18 protein-coding genes are annotated in these 19052 nt (G+C 68.1%); 10 read left to right on the top strand and 8 right to left on the bottom strand.

What is annotated here, in order from left to right; all coding sequences use genetic code 11:
- Positions 1-116: 116 nt before the first annotated feature.
- Positions 117-2021: a translational GTPase TypA gene (typA, locus tag R2K23_RS05695; protein ID WP_316515043.1), complete on the bottom strand. Its 1905-nt coding sequence runs from the start codon at positions 2019-2021 to the stop codon at positions 117-119.
- Between the two features lie 64 nt (positions 2022-2085).
- Between typA and R2K23_RS05690 the strand changes: the two genes are divergently transcribed.
- The 7 genes from R2K23_RS05690 (at position 2086) to R2K23_RS05660 (ending at position 7276) form a co-directional block, all read left to right on the top strand.
- The gene (locus tag R2K23_RS05690) at positions 2086-2253 is read left to right on the top strand and encodes a hypothetical protein (protein WP_316515041.1); all 168 of its coding nucleotides are present in this window, start codon (positions 2086-2088) and stop codon (positions 2251-2253) included.
- A gap of 90 nt (positions 2254-2343) precedes the next feature.
- Positions 2344-2610 carry a hypothetical protein gene (locus R2K23_RS05685; protein WP_316515037.1) on the top strand — a complete coding sequence of 89 codons (267 nt, stop codon included), beginning with the start codon at positions 2344-2346 and terminating at the stop codon, positions 2608-2610.
- A gap of 242 nt (positions 2611-2852) precedes the next feature.
- Positions 2853-4616 (top strand): BCCT family transporter, encoded by a 1764-nt coding sequence (locus R2K23_RS05680; protein ID WP_316517077.1) that lies wholly within the window; start codon positions 2853-2855, stop codon positions 4614-4616.
- Between the two features lie 221 nt (positions 4617-4837).
- On the top strand, positions 4838-5584 hold the full coding sequence (locus R2K23_RS05675; protein WP_316515034.1) for a hypothetical protein: 747 nt from the start codon (positions 4838-4840) through the stop codon (positions 5582-5584).
- Positions 5581-6327, top strand: a complete 747-nt coding sequence (locus R2K23_RS05670) for a hypothetical protein (RefSeq protein WP_316515033.1) — start codon at positions 5581-5583, stop codon at positions 6325-6327. Before R2K23_RS05675 ends, R2K23_RS05670 begins: the two co-directional genes overlap by 4 nt.
- A gap of 111 nt (positions 6328-6438) precedes the next feature.
- Positions 6439-6957 (top strand): cytochrome c oxidase subunit 3 family protein, encoded by a 519-nt coding sequence (locus R2K23_RS05665; protein ID WP_316517075.1) that lies wholly within the window; start codon positions 6439-6441, stop codon positions 6955-6957.
- 1 nt (position 6958) lies between these two features.
- Positions 6959-7276, top strand: a complete 318-nt coding sequence (locus R2K23_RS05660; protein WP_316515032.1) for a cytochrome C oxidase subunit IV family protein — start codon at positions 6959-6961, stop codon at positions 7274-7276.
- A gap of 7 nt (positions 7277-7283) precedes the next feature.
- Here the strand turns inward: R2K23_RS05660 and narI are convergent, their stop codons facing one another.
- The 6 genes from narI to R2K23_RS05630 form a co-directional block, all read right to left on the bottom strand.
- A complete protein-coding gene (gene narI / locus R2K23_RS05655; RefSeq protein WP_316515030.1) occupies positions 7284-8009 on the bottom strand; it encodes a respiratory nitrate reductase subunit gamma in 726 nt (241 codons plus the stop codon).
- Positions 8002-8667 carry a nitrate reductase molybdenum cofactor assembly chaperone gene (gene narJ / locus R2K23_RS05650; protein ID WP_316515028.1) on the bottom strand — a complete coding sequence of 222 codons (666 nt, stop codon included), beginning with the start codon at positions 8665-8667 and terminating at the stop codon, positions 8002-8004. Before narJ ends, narI begins: the two co-directional genes overlap by 8 nt.
- Positions 8664-10313, bottom strand: a complete 1650-nt coding sequence (gene narH / locus R2K23_RS05645) for a nitrate reductase subunit beta (protein WP_316515026.1) — start codon at positions 10311-10313, stop codon at positions 8664-8666. The genes narJ and narH overlap by 4 nt, the downstream gene beginning before the upstream one ends.
- Before the next feature lie 13 nt (positions 10314-10326).
- Positions 10327-14010 carry a nitrate reductase subunit alpha gene (locus R2K23_RS05640; protein WP_316515022.1) on the bottom strand — a complete coding sequence of 1228 codons (3684 nt, stop codon included), beginning with the start codon at positions 14008-14010 and terminating at the stop codon, positions 10327-10329.
- Positions 14007-15221: an MFS transporter gene (locus R2K23_RS05635; RefSeq protein WP_316515017.1), complete on the bottom strand. Its 1215-nt coding sequence runs from the start codon at positions 15219-15221 to the stop codon at positions 14007-14009. Before R2K23_RS05635 ends, R2K23_RS05640 begins: the two co-directional genes overlap by 4 nt.
- Positions 15222-15304: 83 nt before the next feature.
- Complete coding sequence (locus tag R2K23_RS05630) at positions 15305-15700, bottom strand: (deoxy)nucleoside triphosphate pyrophosphohydrolase (protein WP_316515015.1); 396 nt, start codon at positions 15698-15700, stop codon at positions 15305-15307.
- A gap of 27 nt (positions 15701-15727) precedes the next feature.
- On the opposite strand from R2K23_RS05630, the gene R2K23_RS05625 reads away from it, so the two are divergent.
- On the top strand, positions 15728-16021 hold the full coding sequence (locus R2K23_RS05625) for a 4a-hydroxytetrahydrobiopterin dehydratase (RefSeq protein WP_316515014.1): 294 nt from the start codon (positions 15728-15730) through the stop codon (positions 16019-16021).
- Here R2K23_RS05625 and R2K23_RS05620 read toward each other — a convergent pair.
- Complete coding sequence (locus R2K23_RS05620; protein ID WP_316517073.1) at positions 15975-17201, bottom strand: mannosyltransferase; 1227 nt, start codon at positions 17199-17201, stop codon at positions 15975-15977. The genes R2K23_RS05625 and R2K23_RS05620 overlap by 47 nt on opposite strands.
- Positions 17202-17357: 156 nt before the next feature.
- On the opposite strand from R2K23_RS05620, the gene R2K23_RS05615 reads away from it, so the two are divergent.
- Entirely contained in the window at positions 17358-17966 is a 609-nt protein-coding gene (locus tag R2K23_RS05615; protein ID WP_316515012.1) for a hypothetical protein, read from the top strand.
- A 37-nt stretch (positions 17967-18003) separates the two neighbouring features.
- A complete protein-coding gene (locus R2K23_RS05610) occupies positions 18004-18975 on the top strand; it encodes an Rv1157c family protein (RefSeq protein WP_316515011.1) in 972 nt (323 codons plus the stop codon).
- Positions 18976-19052: the final 77 nt, after the last annotated feature.

Genomic DNA, 19052 nt, shown 5'->3' with positions numbered 1-19052 from the left:
GGCCCGGCGTCCCGGTAGCCACCGGCGCGTCCGGCCGGAGTGGCCGGCGCCGGTCCCGGGCCGTCCCGCCGGGCCGCGAGCCGGCGCTGCCCGCTTGCCCCAACCCACGAGCAGACCTATCCCTGGTTCGCCTGCTTGGCCCGGGCCTTGGCGCGCGCCCGCAGGCTGGCCGTCAGTTCCAGCTTGCGCACCCGGATGATCTCCGGTGTCACCTCGACGCACTCGTCGGCGGCACAGAACTCCATGGCCTGCTCGAGATCGAGCTCCAGCGGCTTGGCCAACGTCTCCATGACGTCGGCGGTCGAGGACCGCATGTTGGTCAGCTTCTTCTCGCGGGTGACGTTGATGTCGAGGTCTTCGGCGCGCGGGTTGATGCCCACCACCTGGCCCTCGTAGGTGTCCTGGCCGGGTTCGACGAAGAACTGGCCGCGATCGGAGAGCTGGATCATCGCGAACGGCGTGATCGAACCGCTGCGGTCGGAGACCAGCGATCCGGTGTGCCGGGCCCGGATCTCCCCGGCCCAGGGCCGGTACCCCTCGAACACCGCGTTGGCGATACCGGTGCCGCGGGTGAGCGTCATGAACTCGGTGCGGAAGCCGATCAGCCCACGGCTGGGCACCACGAAGTCCATCCGCACCCAGCCGGCGGCGTGGTTGGTCATCTGCTCCATGCGCCCCTTGCGCCCGGCCATCAGCTGCGTGATGGCACCGACGAACTCCTCGGGACAGTCGATGGTCAGTTCCTCGAACGGCTCGTGCAACTTGCCGTCGATCTGCTTTGTCACCACCTGCGGCTTGCCGACGGTCAGCTCGAAGCCCTCCCGGCGCATCTGCTCCACCAGGATGGCCAACGCCAGCTCACCGCGGCCCTGGACCTCCCAGGCGTCGGGCCGGCCGATGTCGACCACCCGGATGGACACGTTGCCGACCAATTCGGCGTCCAGCCGGCTCTTCACCATGCGCGCGGTCAGCTTGTGCCCGGACACCTTGCCGGCCAGTGGCGACGTGTTGGTGCCGATGGTCACCGAGATCGCGGGCTCGTCGACGGTGATGCGGGGCAGCGCGTGGGAATTCTCTGGATCGGCCAGCGTGTCACCGATCATGATCTCCGGCAGGCCCGCCACGGCGACGATGTCCCCGGCGACGGCCTCGTCGGTGGGCGTGCGCTCCACGCCGACGGTCGCCAACAGTTCGGTGATCTTGGCTCCGGTGATGACCGGTGACCCGTCCACCTCCCGCATCCAGGCGACCTGCTGGCCCTTCTTGAGTCGTCCGTTGGCGATGCGGAGCAGCGCCAACCGGCCCAGGAACGCCGAGGCATCGAGGTTGGTCACCAAGGCCTGCAGCGGGGCCTCCGGATCGCCCGTCGGCGCGGGGATGTGCTGCATCAACACGTCGAACAGCGGATTCAGATTGTCGCCGTCGGGCACCTCGCCGTTGGCGGGTTGCGTGGTGGAGGCGATCCCGGCCCGGCCCGAGGCATACAACGTCGGCAGGTCCAGCGCCTTCTCCGCGGCCGCCTGCGCCGCCTCGTCCAGATCGGAGGCCACGTCGAGCAGCAGGTCGTGGCTCTCCTCGACCACCTCGGCGATCCGCGCGTCGGGCCGATCGGTCTTGTTGACGACCAGGATCACCGGCAGGTGCGCGGCCAGCGCCTTGCGCAGCACGAACCGGGTCTGCGGCAGCGGGCCCTCGGAGGCGTCGACCAACAACACCACACCGTCGACCATCGACAGCCCACGCTCCACCTCGCCGCCGAAATCGGCGTGGCCGGGAGTGTCGATGACGTTGATGACGGTCACGCTGCCGTCGGGGTTGACGCGGTGCACCGCGGTGTTCTTCGCCAGGATCGTGATGCCCTTTTCGCGCTCCAGGTCACCGGAGTCCATCACGCGTTCCTGAGCCTCGCCCCGCTCGGCCAACGCACCCGATTGACGCAACATGGCGTCCACCAAGGTCGTTTTGCCATGGTCGACGTGAGCGACGATCGCGACGTTTCTAAAGTTGGGACGAGATTCCATTCCGCAGATTGTCGCAGTGCAGCAGGTCAATCACGAAACCAGAACGTCCGAGTAGAAGGACAGCGTGAAGTCGAGTAAGTACGCGGGCCTCAAGCCGAAGAAGAAGTGCTGCCGTAGCAAGCCGCGCTGCAAACGGTGCCCGCTGGTACTGAACAAGGTGCATAAAGCCGAGCTGATGGGCCTGCGGGGCAAGGAATTGGAGAAGGTTTACAAGCGCGCCCGAAAAGCCTGACAACTCCCTGAACCCGGCTCGCCGCACCGCCTTCGGGCGTAGGGTTGAGATATCCGTCACGTGGCTTCGAACGTGGTTGGAGGTGTCGAAATGACGGTCTCGACAGTACTGACGATATTGGCGATCGTGGTGGTGGGCTCCGTGGCCACCGTGGCCATGTGCCTGGGTCTGCTCAACTGGATGGGCGCCTTTCACATCGTGCATTGCAAGGAATGCCATCACCTCACCGGCTCCACGGTGAACGAGCCGCAGGCCTCTTGTCCGCATTGCCGCCACCCGGTGTTGTTGCATCCGCTCTACGCCGCGGGTCACCGCGACGATCCGGTGCGGGTGGTCGACGATCCCCTGCGCTACTAGCTCGACGCGCCGGCGCCGCCGACGCAGCGGCGCCGGGCAGCAACGCTGACGATCCCCCCTACGCGTTCCCGAGCTGACCGGTATGGTCGGGTGCGGCCTCGCCTGCGTCTGCTTTCGCCGCGATTCGTCCCGGCGTACGCAGCGACAACGATGACGAATAGGGAGGGCGCGTGACCCAGCGTTCCGAACCGGACAGCGCAAGCCAACGGGGGTCGGGGCAGTTCCCCAACCCCCGGCAAACCATCGATCCGCGGGTCTTCATCCCGGCGTCGGTCGTCATCTTCGGGCTGATCGGCTTCGCGGTCATCTATTCCGGCACGGCGGCCGACGCGTTCGGGACGTTGAACGCGGCGGTCACCGACGGCGTCGGCTGGTGGTACGTGCTGGCCACCACCGGCTTCGTGGGCTTCGCGGTGTACTGCGGAATCTCCCGGGTGGGCACCATCCGCCTCGGCGACGACAACGAACGCCCCGAGTTCAGCTTCATGGCCTGGCTGGCCATGCTGTTCAGCGCCGGCATGGGTATCGGGCTGGTGTTCTACGGGGTGGCCGAGCCGCTGACCCATTACGTCGGTCCGCCCGCGTCGCTCGGCATCCAGGGGTCCACCGACGCCGCGGCCAACCAGGCGATGGCCCTGACGCTGTTCCACTGGGGTCTGCACGCCTGGGCCATCTATGTGGTGGTGGGCCTGGGCATGGCCTACATGACCTACCGGCGCGGCCGTCCGCTGTCGGTGCGGTGGCTGCTCGAACCGCTGCTCGGCCGGGACCGGGTGGAGGGCTGGATCGGGCACACCGTCGACTCGGTCGCGATTGTCGGCACCATGTTCGGCGTGGCGACCTCCCTGGGCTTCGGCATCACCCAGATCGCCGCCGGCCTGGATTACCTGGGCTGGATCGAGGTCAACAACTGGTGGGTGGTCGGCATGATCGCGGCCATCACCGCGTTGGCGACCTACTCGGTGGTCAGCGGCGTCAGCCGCGGACTCAAGTGGCTGTCGAACATCAACATGATGCTGGCCGGTGTGCTGGCCGGCTTCGTCCTGCTCGCGGGCCCCACGCTGTTCCTCCTGCAGGCCTGGGTGCAGAACCTGGGCAGCTATGTGCAGTCGCTACCCGAGTTGATGCTGCGCACCGGACCGTTCACCGACGGCGCCTGGCTGGGCACCTGGACCATCTTCTACTGGGGCTGGTGGATCAGCTGGGCGCCGTTCGTCGGGATGTTCATCGCGCGGATCTCCCGCGGCCGCACGGTCCGCGAGTTCGTCTTCGCCGTCCTGCTGGTCCCGACGATCATCGGGTCGTTGTGGTTCACCGTGTTCGGCGACTCGGCGATCCTGCGGCAGCGCAACGACGGCGACATGCTGGTCGACGGCGCGGTCGACACCAACACCTCGCTGTTCGAACTGCTCAACGGTCTGCCGCTGGCCACCATCACCAGCGTGCTGGCGATCATCGTGGTCGTGTTCTTCTTCATCACCTCGTCCGACTCCGGCTCATTGGTGATCGACATCCTCGCCTACGGCGGCAGATTGGAGACGCCGAAGACCAGCCGGGTCTATTGGGCCTCCTTACAAGGGTTGGCCGCGGCGATTCTGCTGGTCGTCGGCGGCGCGGGGTCCTTGACCGCGTTGCAGACGGCAGCGATCGTCACGGCGGTCCCGTTCTCGGTGATCATGGTGATCGCGTGTGTGTCGATGCTGCGGGCGTTCCAATACGACCTCGCCACGACGCCGCGGCTGATGCGGGTTTCGGCACCGGAGGGCGTCAACGGACAACGCGCGAACCGGCGGGAGGTCTCCGCGACGCTGGCCGGCCTGGTGATGGTGCATCAGATTGCGCCCGGCAACTACGAGGTCAGCCCGGACACCGGGGAACTGATCATCGCCGATCCGGTCGATCCGCTCGGCGACGATACGCCCCGCGGCGGCACACCCGGTGGCGAGGCGGCGGGCGAGGCGCTGCCAGAGCCCGATTCGCCACCCACCACTCCGACGACTGGCTAGCCGCCCGTCCGGCGACCGGCCGCCACGACCGGCGAATTTTCGAGAAAACTGACTGCTCTCAGAAGGCCCTTTCCTCGCACTAGCCGATCGGCTATCCTGCTCCAGTAGTGATTCCGATTGGAACACCGGAGTTTCGCCGCAGGCGCCGTCGTTCGCGCCGGCGCGCACCGGGGCGCTTCCGGCCGACACGATCACTGACCGGCGTCAATTCGGAGGGTGCAGTGCAGATACTCGAGCAGGTCCAAGACACGCCACAAGCCGGCAACATCCGAACCCAGTGGGTGGCCCTGTGGACCGGGCCCGCCGTCGGCGCGGTGCTGCTGATCGCGATGCTGGCGTTCCCCGCCTTCTGGCCACCGATGTCACCGACGGTGCCCGCCGACCAGGTCGCGGCGTTCTACGCCGAGAACACCGCGTGGATCCGCGCCAGCCAGGTGACGTTCAACCTCTGCGGCATCATGATCCTGCCGTTCTTCATGGTGATCGTGACGCAGATGAAACGGATGAAGACCCAAAGCCACGTCTTCGCCTACTGCTATCTGACCGCAATCGTCAGCGGCGCAACCACTTTCGCGCTTTCCAACATCTTCTTCCTGGTGGCCGCCTTCCGGCCCGAGCGCAACCCCGAGCTGGTCATGCTGCTCAACGACATGGCCTGGATCATCTTCATCGCGCCGGTCGGCATGGCGGTGGCCCAGTTCGTGCTGCTCGGCCTGGCGGTCTATTTCGACGACGGACCCGACCCGGTGTTCCCGCGGTGGGTCGGGCACTACTCGATGGCCACCGCGGTGGCCATGATCCCCGCCGCGGCGGCCGCCGTCTTCCACACCGGTCCGCTGGCCTGGGACGGGCTGGTGAGCTTCTGGCTGCGCAACGGGGCCTACGCCGCCTTCGTCGTGGTGATGTTCTTCGTGCTGCGCCGGGCGCTGTGGCGCCAGGCCGTCGAGGACAACGTGGTGGCGCCGTGAGCCTGCTGACTGTCGGCTCCTCGGCCGATACCGACCAGGCACCCAAGGGCAAACCCGACGTCCGGCTGGTCACGTGGTTCTTCCCGGCCTGGTACGGCGTGTTCGGCGTCATCATCTGCATCCTGGCCCGGGTGACGCCGCCGCCGCGGCCGGATGTCACCGACGAGGGCAAGGTGGCGTTCTTCGCCGCCAACGGCCTGACCATCCAGATCGGCTTCGTGATCCTGCTGATCCTGCTCGGCGGCGCCGCGGTGACCAACGGCCTGGTCGCCTACCAGATGAAACGGATGAGCTCCGGATCCGTGTGGGCCTACGTCTACATCGGCGGCATGGGCGTCGGAGCCCTGCCCGGATTCCTGTTGGTCGGCGTGTGCTTCCTGACCGCGGCGTTCCGCCCCGACCGCAACCCCGAACAGATCAGCCTGCTCTATGACCTCGGCATGCTGTCCTACAACGGGTCGCTGGGCTGCTTCTCGGCGGCGTATCTGGCGCTGGCCATCGCCATCCTCTACGACAAGAACGACATCTTCCCGAAATGGTTTGCCTACGTGTCGATCTGGCAGATCATCACCGAGGTGATCGCCACCCAGATGTTCGTGTTCAAGTCCGGACCGATGGCCTGGAACGGTTCGCTGGCCTTCTGGTGGGCGGTGGTGGTCTTCACGGTCTGGCTGGGCGTGCTGATCTACCTGCTCAAGCGCGCCCAGGAGCGCGAACCCGTCGACGCTGCACCCTTGGACTGACCAGCGAAGGAAGCGCTTGTGACACATTCCGATTCACCGCCGACAGCCACCGCTGTGGCGGATCAACCCGAGGCGACACCCGCCCGCGGCCGGCTGCCCGGCGACCTGGACATGTGGATCATGGTCCTCGGGGACATCCTGATCTTCTCCGGGTACTTCGTCATCTTCATGATCTACCGCGCCATGAACCCCGAGAAGTTCCTGCTCGCGCAGCAGCACCTCGACGTCAACATCGGCGTGCTCAACACGGTGATCCTGTTGACCAGTTCGTGGTTCATCGCCCGCGCGGTGATGTCCGCGCGGGCCGGCGCCCACGCCCAGGCCATCCGCCGGGTCTATGCCGCCGGGACGTGCGGCGTGCTGTTCATGGTGTTCAAGAGCTACGAGTGGGCCGCCAAGATCGCCGCCGGGCACACCAACTCCGAGACGTTCTACTCGTTCTACTACGTGATCACCGGCGTGCATCTGATACACGTGCTGATCGGGCTCATCGTCCTGGGTGTCGTCATCCGGGAACTGCGCAACCCGAGCCGCCGCCGCACCTCCATGGTGGAATCCGGCGCCGTCTACTGGCACATGGTGGACCTGCTGTGGGTGATCATCTTCGGGCTGCTCTACGTGATGAGGTGACATGACCACGACATCGACCGCGGCACCGACCCCGGACGGGGCCTCGCACGCCCGCGAGAACCGCATCCTGACCTGGGCATGGATTGCGTTGTGCGTCATCACCATCGGATCGTGGTGGCTGGCCCCGGCGCACTTCACCGAGCGGGTGGACCCCAGCATCCCGATCACCGCGCTGGTCCTGGCGCTGACCTACATCAAGGCCCGGCTGGTGGTGCGATACTTCATGGAGGTGCGCACCGCACCCCCCTGGCTGCGGCGCACCGCCGAGGGCTGGCTGATCGGCCTGCACGTCGTGATCTTCGCGATCTACCTGTTCTGAGAAGATCTCACCAACCGCGGCGGTGCGGCTGCGACCCGATCAGCTCGGTGTCCTTGGCGACCTCCCGGCTGCGGTAGACGATGTAGGGCCGGAACAGGTAGGCGACCGGCGCGCTGAACGCGTGCACCAGCCGGGTGAAGGGCCACAGGCAGAACAGCGCCAACCCGATCAGCACATGGACCTGGAAATACATCGGGGCCAGGTTCATCAGATCGCCCCGGGGCTGCAGCACCCAGATGGACCGGAACCACGGCGAGACGGTTTCGCGGTAGTTGTGCTCCTCCCCCACCAGCCCGGAACCCAGTGCGGTGGCGCACAACCCAGCGACGATGGCGGCGACCAGCACCACGTACATCACCTTGTCGTTGACCGTGGTGGCCATGAACACCGGGCCCGTGGTGCGCCGGCGGTACACCAGCAACGTGATACCCAGCAGGGTGGACACCCCGGCGATCGACCCCAGGGTGATCGCCTGGACGTGGTAGGCGTGTTGGCTCAACCCGACGACGTCGGTCCAGGACTGCGGGATGACCAGCCCGATGAAGTGTCCGACGATCACCACCAGGATCCCGAAGTGGAACATCGGGCTGCCGATCCGCAGCAGCCGCGACTCGTACAGTTGCGACGAGCGGGTGGTCCAGCCGAACTTGTCGTACCGGTAGCGCCACCACGTACCGACGATGATGATCGCCAGCGTCACGTACGGGACCACATCCCAGAAGATCTCACCCATGCCCGTGCCCTCCCGTCTCCCGCCGCGGCGGCACGGTCAACGTGAACGGTTGCAGCCCCACCGCTTCGGCCGGCGGCCCCGCCTGCGCCAGCCGTTGTGCCCGCTGCACCTCCTGGTCGGTGGCGCGGGGAAGCGTCGTGCACACCGCCTCCACCGCGGCCCCGTAGACCGAACCGGACTCGACGAGCGCGTCGCGCAGCACGTCGATCGGTACCCGATGCTCCACCAGCAGGCGACGCCCGAGCACCGGGTCGACCCGGGCGGCGAACTCGAGGACCACCGGAAGATGGTCGGGCGACTCCGCTTTCGGGGGCTGCACCCCCGCACCGCGGTAGGCGGTGACGAAGCCGTGCATCGCCGCGCCGCGGTTGCGGGTGTCTCCGGCGGTCCAGTAGGTCAGGTACATGGTGGAGCGACGACGCAGATCGAACGTCGCGACGTAATCCTCGGCCGCGCGGCGCTGATCCAGTGCGGACAGACCCGCGTGGGCGCTGTCCAGCAGGGGGCGCGCCGAGCCGCGCACGTGGGCGAGCAGGTCGGCGACGGTGTCCAGTTGCTCCTGACGGTCGCCGTCCGGGTAGGCCAACAGCAGCGAGGCCGCCTGCCACACCGCCCGGTCGTTCAGGGTGGTATCGCGGATGCGGGTGCGCAGCTTCATTGCTGCTCCCCGTCCGGGAACATGCCCGTCGGCACTCCCCGGCCGTCCCAGTTGAGCAGGTTCACCCGGGAGGGCCGCTCCGCGTTGGCCGCCATCCCCTCGGCGGTCTGGCGATGCCGCAGCGCGTGGAAGGTTTCCACCGCGATGGGTACGGGCCCGCCACTGGCCTCACCGAACGGTCCCGACTCGTACATCCCGGGGCCCCCGTCGAAGGACAGCGAGCAGCCCGGCTCCTCGGCGTTGCCCGCCGAGGGCGCATACGCGCTCGGGATGACGTAGCGCTCATCGTATTTCGCTATCGCCAGCAGTCGGTACATGTCGTACATCTGCTCCTCGGTCATGCCGACCGCCGCCGGGATGTGCGGCTGGGTCTCCCGGCCGAGGTTGATGTCGCGCATGTAGGACCGCATGGCCGCCAGCTTGCGCAGGACCCGCTCCACCGGCATGGTGTCGCCCGCGGTGAACAGGCCGGCCAGGTACTCCAGCGGGATGCGCAGCGACTCCAGGGCGCCGAACAGGTTGCCGACATCCTCTCCGTCGCGGCCCGCCCGGCTGACGGCGTCCACCACAGGCGACAGCGGCGGGATGTACCAGACCATCGGAATGGTGCGGTATTCCGGGTGCAGAGGCAGCGCCACCTGATAGGTGTTGATCAACGCGTACACCGGCGAGCGTCGGGCCGCTTCGATCCACTCATCCGAGATGCCCTCCGCGCGGGCCCCCGCGATCACCTCAGGATCGTTCGGGTCCAACAGTATTCGCCTGTGGGCGTCGTAGAGGTCCTTCTCGTCGGGCACCGACGCGGCCTCGGCCACCCGGTCCACGTCGTAGAGCACCAGTCCGAGATAGCGCAGGCGGCCCACGCAGGTCTCCGAGCACACCGTCGGCAACCCCACCTCGATGCGCGGATAGCACAGCGTGCACTTCTCGGCCTTGCCGGTCTTGTGGTTGAAATACACCTTCTTGTAGGGGCATCCCGACACACACATCCGCCAGCCCCGGCACTTGTCCTGATCGACCAGCACGATGCCGTCCTCGGTGCGCTTGTACATCGCGCCCGACGGGCAGGAGGCCACGCAGGAGGGGTTGAGGCAATGCTCGCAGATCCGCGGCAGGTAGAACATGAAGGTCTGCTCGAGTTCCAGCCGGATCTCCTCGCTGACCTTGGCCAGGACCGGGTCCCGCGGCACGATCTCCGGTGAGCCGCCCAGGTTGTCGTCCCAGTTCCCCGACCACGACACCTTCATCGGTTTGCCGCTGATCAGGCTCCGCGGCGGCGCCACCGGGATGTGCTCACCCAACGGCGCAGAGGTCAGGTTCTCGTAGTCGTAGGTCCACGGCTCGTAGTAGTCGTCGATGGACGGCAGCTTCGGGTTAGAGAAGATGCGGGCCAGCTTCGCCAGCCGGCCGCCGTCCCGTAACCGCAACCGGCCCTTGCGGTCCCGGATCCAGCCGCCCCGCCAGCGGTCCTGATCCTCATAGGTGCGCGGATAGCCGACGCCGGGGCGGGTCTCGACGTTGTTGAACCAGACGTACTCGGTGCCCGCGCGGTTGGTCCAGGCCTGCTTGCAGGTCACCGAGCAGGTATGGCAGCCGATGCACTTGTCGAGGTTCATCACCATCGCCATCTGCGCCATGACTTTCATCGGTTCTTCCCCATCAGTAGTGGACCTCTTGGGACCGACGCCGCACCACGGTCACCTCGTCACGTTGATTGCCCGTCGGCCCCAGGTAGTTGAAGGCGAATGCCGTCTGCGCGTAGCCGCCCGCGAGGTGGCTGGGTTTGATCAGCAGCCGGGTCAGCGAATTGTGGATTCCGCCACGGGTTCCGGTGGTCTCGGTGAGCGGGACGTCGATGGTGCGTTCCTGGGCGTGGTAAACGAAGACCACACCTTCGGGCATCCGATGGCTGACGATCGCCCGGCAGACCACCACGCCGTTGCGGTTGACCGCCTCCACCCAGTCGTTGTCCTTGACCTCGATCTTCGCGGCGTCGGCGGGACTCATCCACATGGTCGGCCCGCCGCGCGACAGCGACAACATGAACAGGTTGTCCTGGTACTCGGAATGGATGGACCACTTCGAGTGCGGAGTCAGGTAGCGGACCGTCAGGCCCAGACCGTCCTGGGCACCGACCGCCGGCTCCCCGAACAGCCGTGCCATGTCCAGCGGGGGCCGGTAGGTGGGCAGTTGCTCACCGAGTTCCTCGATCCAGTCGTGGTCCAGGTAGAAGTGCATCCGCCCGGTGAGCGTGTGAAAGGGCTTGAGGTGTTCGATGTTCACGGTGAACGGCGCGTAGCGGCGACCGCCGGTCTCGCTGCCCGACCACTCGGCGCTGGTGATCACCGGCACCGGTTGGGCCTGGGTGTCGGCGTAGGTGATGCGCCGTTCCTCGCTGCCCTCGGCGAGGTGGACCAGGCGGCGGCCGGTGCGGCGTTCGAGCTCGCGGAAGCCCTGCACGGCAAGCCGGCCGTTGGAGGTGCCGGACAACGCCAGGATGACGTCGGCCATCCGCTCCGCGGTCGTGATCGCGGGCCGGCCCTGGGCCACCCCGGAATCGAGGACACCGAACTTCGCGGCCAGCTGTTTGACCTCGACGTCCGGATTGGTGGTGATGCCCTTGGTGGTCAGGCCCAGTTTCTCGGTCAGCGGCCCCAACGTCGACCACTTGTCGGCGATCGCGGCGTAGTCCCGTTCGACGACCGCGATGGGCCCCATGGTTTTGCCGGGCACCGGAGTCTCACCGGTGCGTCGCCAATCGTGTTCGGCGCCACCGGGGTAGGCCATGGCTCCCGGGGTGTCGTGCTGCAGCGTGCCCAGCACCACGTCCGTGCGGGTCCCCAGGTGTTTGGCGGCCAGGGTGCTGAACGCGCGCGCCACCGCACCGAACGCCTCGAAGTCCGAATGGGTCTCCCACGGCGGATCGATGGCGGGACTGAAGGCGTGCACATAGGGGTGCATGTCGGTGCTCGACAGGTCCGCCTTCTCGTACCAGGTCGCCGCGGGCAGCACCACGTCGGAGAGCAGGGTGGTCGAGGTCATCCGGAAGTCGATCGACATCAGCAGGTCCAGCTTGCCCTCGGGGATCTCCTCGGGCCAGTTGATGTCGTTGGGCCGCAGCTCCTCCGGGGTGGGCGAGGCCTGCAGGTTCGACGTGGTGCCCAGCAGGTGACGCAGGAAGTACTCGTTGCCCTTGCTGGAGGAGCCCAGCAGGTTGGCCCGCCAGATGTTGAGCACCCGCGGCCAATTCCGGGGATTGTCCGGATCGGTGACCGCGAGCTTCAGCTCCCCGGAGCCGAGCTGCTCGGCCACGTATTCGGCGATGTCGCGGCCCGCGGCCTTCGCCTCGTCGGCGACCTTGAGGCTGGAGCGGTCGAACTGTGGGAAGAACGGGCTCCAACCCATGGCGGTCGCCGACGCGAGCACGTCCATGGTGTGCCGGCCGCGGAACCGGCCCCGGCCCAGCGGACTGGACAGCGTGTCGGCGCGGTAGCCGTCGTAGCGCCATTGGCCGGTGTGCGCGTACCAGTACGAGGTGCCGGCCATCTGCCGCGGCGGCCGCGACCAGTCGGTCCCCATGGCCATCGTCGCCCACCCGGTGATGGGGCGGCACTTCTCCTGGCCGACGTAGTGCGCCCAGCCGCCGCCGTTGCGGCCCATCGATCCGGTGAGCAGCAGCAGCGCCAGCACGGCGCGGTAGGTCGCGTCACCGTGAAACCACTGGCAGATGCCGGCGCCCATGATGATCATCGATCGACCGCCGGATTCCTCGGCGCTGCGGGCGAATTCGCGCACCACCCGGATGGCCTGCTCGGCCGAGACCCCGGTGATCGGCTCCTGCCAGGCCGGGGTGTACGGGTGTCGCGGGTCGTCGTACCCGGTCGGCCAGTCCCCGGGCAGCCCCGGCCGGCTCACCCCGTACTGCGCCAGCATCAGATCGAACACGGTGCACACCCGGTGCTCACCGACCCGCCGTACCGGGACCCCGCGCATCAGCGTCTCGCCGTGCCCGTCGAGGGTGTCGAACCGCGGCAGCGCCACGTAGGCGTTCTCGCCGCCGTCGCGCGCGACCGTCAACGCCGGCACCACGTCGCCGAGGTCGAGGTTCCACTTGCCCTCGCCGTCGTCGCCGTAGCGGAAGCCCAACGAACCCCGCGGCACCACAACCGAATCGGTGCCGGCGTCGAGCAGCACCGGCTTGAACGCCGAATTCTCCTGTTGCGCGTCGTAGCCGCCCAGGTCGGCGGCCGTCAAGTTCTTGCCGGGCACCAGGATGCCGTCCCGGTCCTCCAGCTTGACCAGGAACGGCAGGTCGGTGAACTGGCGGACGTAGTCGACGAAGAACGGCACCTGTTCGCGGACAAAGAATTCCGTGAGCAGCACGTGGCCCATGGCCATCGCCAGGGCGCCGTCGGTGCCGGCCGCGCACGGCATCCACTCGTCGGCGAACTTGGTGTTGTCGGCGTAGTCGGGGCTGACCGCGACCACCTTGGTCCCCCGGTAACGCACCTCGGCCATCCAGTGGGCGTCCGGGGTCCGGGTGACCGGAACGTTTGATCCCCACATCATCAGATAGGCCGCGTCCCACCAGTCGCCGGATTCCGGCACGTCGGTCTGGTCCCCGAACACCTGTGGGGAGGCCACCGGCAGGTCGGCGTACCAGTCGTAGAAGGAGGTCATCACCCCGCCGATGAGTTCGACGAAGCGTGAGCCGGCGGCGTGCGACACCATGGACATCGCCGGGATCGGCGAAAAGCCGGCCACCCGGTCCGGGCCGTAGGTCTTGATGGTGTGCACGTGGGCCGCCGCGATCATCTCGGTGGCCTCGGCCCAACTGACGCGCACCAGCCCGCCCTTGCCGCGGGCCTGCTGGTACTTGCGGCGCCGTTGCGGGTCGGCCTGAATCTCGGCCCACGCCAACACCGGATCCCCCAGCCGGGCTCTGGCCTCGCGGTACATCTCGACCAGCACGCCGCGCGCGTAGGGATAACGCACCCGGGTCGGCGAGTAGGTGTACCAGGAGAACGCCGCGCCCCGCGGGCAGCCCCGCGGTTCGTACTCCGGGCGGTCGGGCCCCACCGAGGGATAGTCGGTTTCCTGGGTCTCCCAGGTGATGATGCCGTCCTTGACATACACCTTCCACGAACAGGATCCGGTGCAGTTGACGCCGTGGGTGGAGCGCACCACCTTGTCGTGGCTCCACCGGTCGCGGTAGAAAATGTCGCCCTCGCGCCCACCCTGCCGGGTGACGGTGCGCATGTCCTCGGAGACCTCACCCGGCGTGAAGAACCGGCCGCTGCGGGCCAGCAGCCCTTCGATCGGACCGCCGATGTGTGTGGTCATGTTGTCTCCGGCTGAGGTTCGCGGTTGTGCAGGAAGAACGCCGTGTAGGCGAGTGCGGCCAACGCCGTGAGCACGAGCAACAACAGGCCGACGGTGTAGTGGTTGTCCTGGCTGTTGTAGGTGGCGCCCATCACCAGGGGTGGGAAGTAACCGCCCAAACCACCTGCGGCGGCAACGATTCCGGTGACCGATCCGACCGATTTGGCCGGGGCGCGGCCCGCCACCCAGGCGAACACCCCACCGGTGCCGATGCCGAGGAAGAGGGCCAACAGGGTGAAGGTCACGGCCGACCAGAAGTCGGCGGGCGGCTGGACGACCGCGATGAAGGCCATCACGGCGGTGCCGGCCAGCGAGGCCAGCACCACCACCTTGGGCGGTATCCGGTCGGCCAGCGCGCCGCCGACGGGTCGGGCCAGCACGGCGGCCAACGCGAATGCCGCGGTTCTGGCGCCGGCGTCGACGGGTCCGAACTCGTAGATCGCCCGGATGTAGGTGGGCAGGTAGTTGCTGAAGGCGACGAAGCCACCGAAGACCACGGCGTACAGGAACGCCATCTCCCAGGTGACGCGAAGTTTGCTGGCAGCCAACAGCTTCGGCAGCACCGGGTCGGTGTTCGGGTGGAAGCGCGAGGAGTTCCGCAGCATGACCAAGCTCAGCAGCGCCGTCAGGGCCAGGGCGACGGCGATGAGGACATGGGTGGTCATCAGGCCGAACGCGTTGACCAGGCGCGGCGTGAAGAACGCCGAGAGCGCGGTGCCCACCATGCCCGCGCCGAAGACCCCGGTGGCGAACCCGCGCCGCGACGGATCGAACCAGTTGTTCGCAAACGGGATGCCGACGGCGAAGATGGTGCCGGCGATGCCGAGGAAGAACCCGAACACCAGCAGCAACGGGTAGGAGCCGATGGAGCCGGCGAATCCGACCGCCAGCACCGGCGGAATCGAGGCCAAGGTGACCGCGATCAGCATGATCCGCCCGCCGAACCGGTCGGTCAGCGGCCCGCTGACCAGCCGGCCCAGCGACCCCACCAGGATGGGCGTGGCGACCAGGAGCGACGTCTCGGTGGCGCTGAGCGACAGGTCAGCGGCATAGGTGGTGGACATCGGGCCGATCAGGTTCCAGGCCCAGAAATTGATCGTCGAGATCCAAGTCGCCAGCGCGAGGTTCACGCCTTGCCCGGCGTAAGTGGACGACGGGGCTGCCGTGGTCACGCACTCAGGTAATCACCGTATCCGTGACGCCGGGTGAGATTTGGCGAAAATCTTTCAGTCGAACTCGTTAAGCCGCGTCGAGTTCAGCTGCACTGCCCCAGCGCCGCGGTGAGGTCGGGCAACCACGCCGTGTCGGCGGGGACCCAGGGCAGCGTGTGCAATTCGGCGGTAGTCACCCATCGCAGCGCACGGTGGTCGTGGGGGTGCGCGCTGCCGGCGGTCAGCGTCACCCGGTAGGCGCGCAACGCCATCGTCTCGCCCAGCGGCACCTCCGCGCCCAGCCTGGCGCCGACGGCAACCCGGACACCGAGTTCTTCCTGCAGCTCACGGGCCAGTGCGTCGGCGTCGGACTCCCCCGGCGCCACTTTTCCGCCCGGAAGTTCCCAGAGGCCGGCCAGGGCCGGGGGGCGGTCACGTTGGGCCACCAGCAGGGCCCCGTCGACGATCAGTGCGCCCGCGACCACGATCTGAACCGCCATGATGCGCTGACGGTATACCGTCGAAGGATGGCTGTGTTAACCGATGAGCAAGTGGACGCCGCCGCCAAGGATCTCGACGGCTGGCAGCGTTCCGACGGGGCGCTGCGCAGGTCGATCAAGTTCGCGTCGTTCCTCGAGGGGATCGACGCGGTGCGACGGGTGGCCGAGCACGCGGAATCCGAAGACCATCATCCCGATATCGATATTCGCTGGCGGACGGTAACTTTCGCGTTGGTGACGCATTCCGCGGGCGGCATCACCGAGAAAGACGTTGCTATGGCGCGCGATATCGACAGGATCGTCGCCCGCCCGGAAACCTGAGCCGCACCGCGGCGATCCATCCCAGCGTCACCACCGCGGCGACGATGTAGACCAGGCCGGCCCAGGCCAGGTACCACGGCCGGCCGATCTCCCAGATGCTCGGCTGGGCAAAGCTGAGCAGCCAGGGCACACCGATCAGCGTGAGGATCAACCAGCCCCAGCCCAGCAGCCGGGCCTCCCGCAGGTATCGATACGGCCCCTGCAGCAACCAGATCATCAGCGGCAGCACCCAGACCCAGTGGTGCGTCCAGGAGATCGGCGAGAGCAGCAGGCCGAACAGTTGCACCACGACGACCAGCCCCAGTCGGTCGAGTTCCCCGGGCGCGGCGGCCAGCGCGCGCCACGCCAGCCACGCGAGTACCGCCGTCATCGCGATGGCCGTCACGACCAGTGGGCCGTACTCGGCGTCGGCGCCCAGGATCCGCGAAAACCCGCCTCGCCAGGACTGATTGAACGACGTACCGACCGGCCCCACCCGATCGGCGTCGCCCAACAGGTCGGTGAAGTAGTACCGGGCCTGCTGCCCGACCACCAGCAGCGCCACCCCGACCGTGGCGAAGAAGACGACGGCGGAGAACACCGCGACGCCCCACCGCCGCACGCCCACGAAATACAGCCCGCCGATCGCCGGGGTCAGCTTGACGCCGGCTGCCAGCCCCAGCAGCAGCCCGGAGAGCCACCATCGGCTGCTGTACACCGCGCACAGCACACCCAGCACCAACACCACGTTGACCTGGCCGTAGTCGAAGGTGCTGCGCAGCGGCTCCGTCCAGATCCCCACCGCCGTCCACAACATGGCGCTGCGGCGGCCGCCCGCCAGGCCGAGCAGGCGTTGACTGACCCGCACCACGCCGTACAGCGCCGCCATGATGCCGACGGTCCAGCCGAACGCCACCACCTCGAAGGGCAGCAGCGTCAGCGGATAGAAGACGACCGCCGCGAACGGCGGGTAGGTGAACGGCAGCGGGAAGTCCGGCGTCTGCTCGGCGTAGACGTAGCTGTACAGCGCGCCGGGCGTGTCGAGGGTCTGCGCGCCGCCGATGTAGACGTGCAGATCGACGAAGTTTGCCCCGGTGGGGACCAGATAGGTCCAGGCCAACCGCGCGGCGATGCTGACCACCAGCAGCACGGGGGCCAGGCGGAGCAGGGTCGCCAGCGGACTCTTCGGTTCGGTGTCGATTCGCCGACTTTAACGTCTGGCCATGCGCTCGGGAGCGCGCGGTCACCGTCGACGCTCGCTTCGGTAACGGTCGAATAAATGCCACACGTGTCACTTGAGTCCCATCAGTAACAACGTAGCTTCGGCTTCACCGCTGAAAACAAGGGATTGGGAGCCATGTCAGGAATCAGAAGCGCGTTGTCCACCACCGCTATCGTCGTCGGCGCCGGCGCCGCCATGTTGACCGGCGGAATCGCCAAGGCCGACCCGGCCGCCCCGGCTCCGCCGGTGCCCGCACCGAACGTGCCCGGACTGAACGTGGTCGAGCAGATCGTCGACCCGGCCGCGGCCCCGCAACTGCTGCAGAACGCCGCCTCGATACTGACCGGCACCCCGGCCACGCCCGCGGCGCCGGCCGCCCCGCCGCCGGTCGCGACCGCCAGCGTGAACCTGCCGCAGCAGCTCACGGGCCTGCCGGGCACGGCTCCGGGGGCACCGGCCAGCACCCTGCCGGGGATGCCGGTCACGGCGCCGGCAACGACCGCGACCACCCCGGCGGTGACCCAGCCGGGCGCCGAAATCACGCTGCCGCAGGTGCCCGGACTGCCGGTGCCGCTGCCCCAGCAGGTCTCGTTCCCGGGTGACCTGGTCAGCCTGATCCCCGGCACCGTCAACGCGCTGACCCCGACCCAGGCCGCCGCCGTCGCGACGCAAGCGCCGGCCAGCGCCGCACCGGGGACCGGGGCCGCACTGGCCTCGCTGTTCCCCACCGCAGCTCTGCCCTGATAGCGACCCACTGAATCCTCGAGGATTGGACTCCCCCATGTCGCAGACCCGGAACCTGTTCGCCACCACCGCGCTGGTCGTCGGCTCAACGGTCGCCCTGACGTTCGGCGGCGTCGCCTCCGCCGAACCGGCGGCGCCCGCACCGCTGCCCATCGATGGCTTGCAGGCTCCGGGTCTGTCGGCGATGGAGAGTCTGAGCCCCGCAATTCAGCAGGCCGCGGGCGACCCGTCGAACGCCGCGCAGATGTTGATGGCCGCCGCGGCGGCCTTCACCCAGAACTCCGACGCCCCCATGGAGACGCACAATCTGGCCGCCGCAGTGAGCCAGTTCGTCTCCGATCCGCCCGGCGCGGCCACCCCGGTGGCGCACGGCCCGGCGGCCGGCGTCCCGCACAACCCGCCGGCCGGTGTGGTGCCCGGGGCCGCCGCGCACCTGCCCCCGGGGGTGGATCCCGCGCACGCGGTCGGTCCGGCGCTCGATGCCGTGCCCGCCGCCGCGCCGGCACCGGCACCCGAGGCGGCCGTGCCTGCACCGGAGGCCGCCGTGCCTGCACCGGAAGCACCGGCGCCCGCGCCGGCAGGCTCCGCATTCGGCCCCGACGCCCCGGTCAAGCAGGACTTCCTGTACCCGTCGATCGGCAACGGCTGCCTGGCCGACGGTGGCAACGCGATTGCCACCGCGATTTCGGTGGCCGGTCCGGCGAAGATCCCGACCCCGGGTCCCGGACCTGGTCAGACGGCCTACGTGTTCACTGCCGTCGGCACCTCGGGCCCGGCCGACGAGCAGAAGCTGCCGCTCAACGTCACTTGGGTCAACCTGACCACCGGCAAGTCCGGCAGTGCCACCCTCACCCCGCGCGATGACATCAACCCCGAGGGTCCGACCACGCTGACCGCCATCGCCGACACCGGCTCGGGCAGCATCATGTCGACCATCTTCGGCCAGGTCACCACCACCGAGAAGCAGTGCCAGTTCATGCCGACCATCGGCTCGACGGTGGTTCCCTGACGCTGGTCCTCGTCGGGGACCCCGGCGGCGTGGGCGCCGTCGCGTGAGCGGCCACCCAGGTACACGACACGCCGATG

Origin of the sequence: Mycolicibacterium sp. MU0050 (assembly GCF_963378085.1) — a bacterium.
Taxonomy (GTDB): Bacteria; Actinomycetota; Actinomycetes; order Mycobacteriales; family Mycobacteriaceae; genus Mycobacterium; species Mycobacterium wendilense.
Note: the sequence above shows the minus strand (reverse complement) of the source record. Positions and strands in the feature narration are given on the sequence as shown.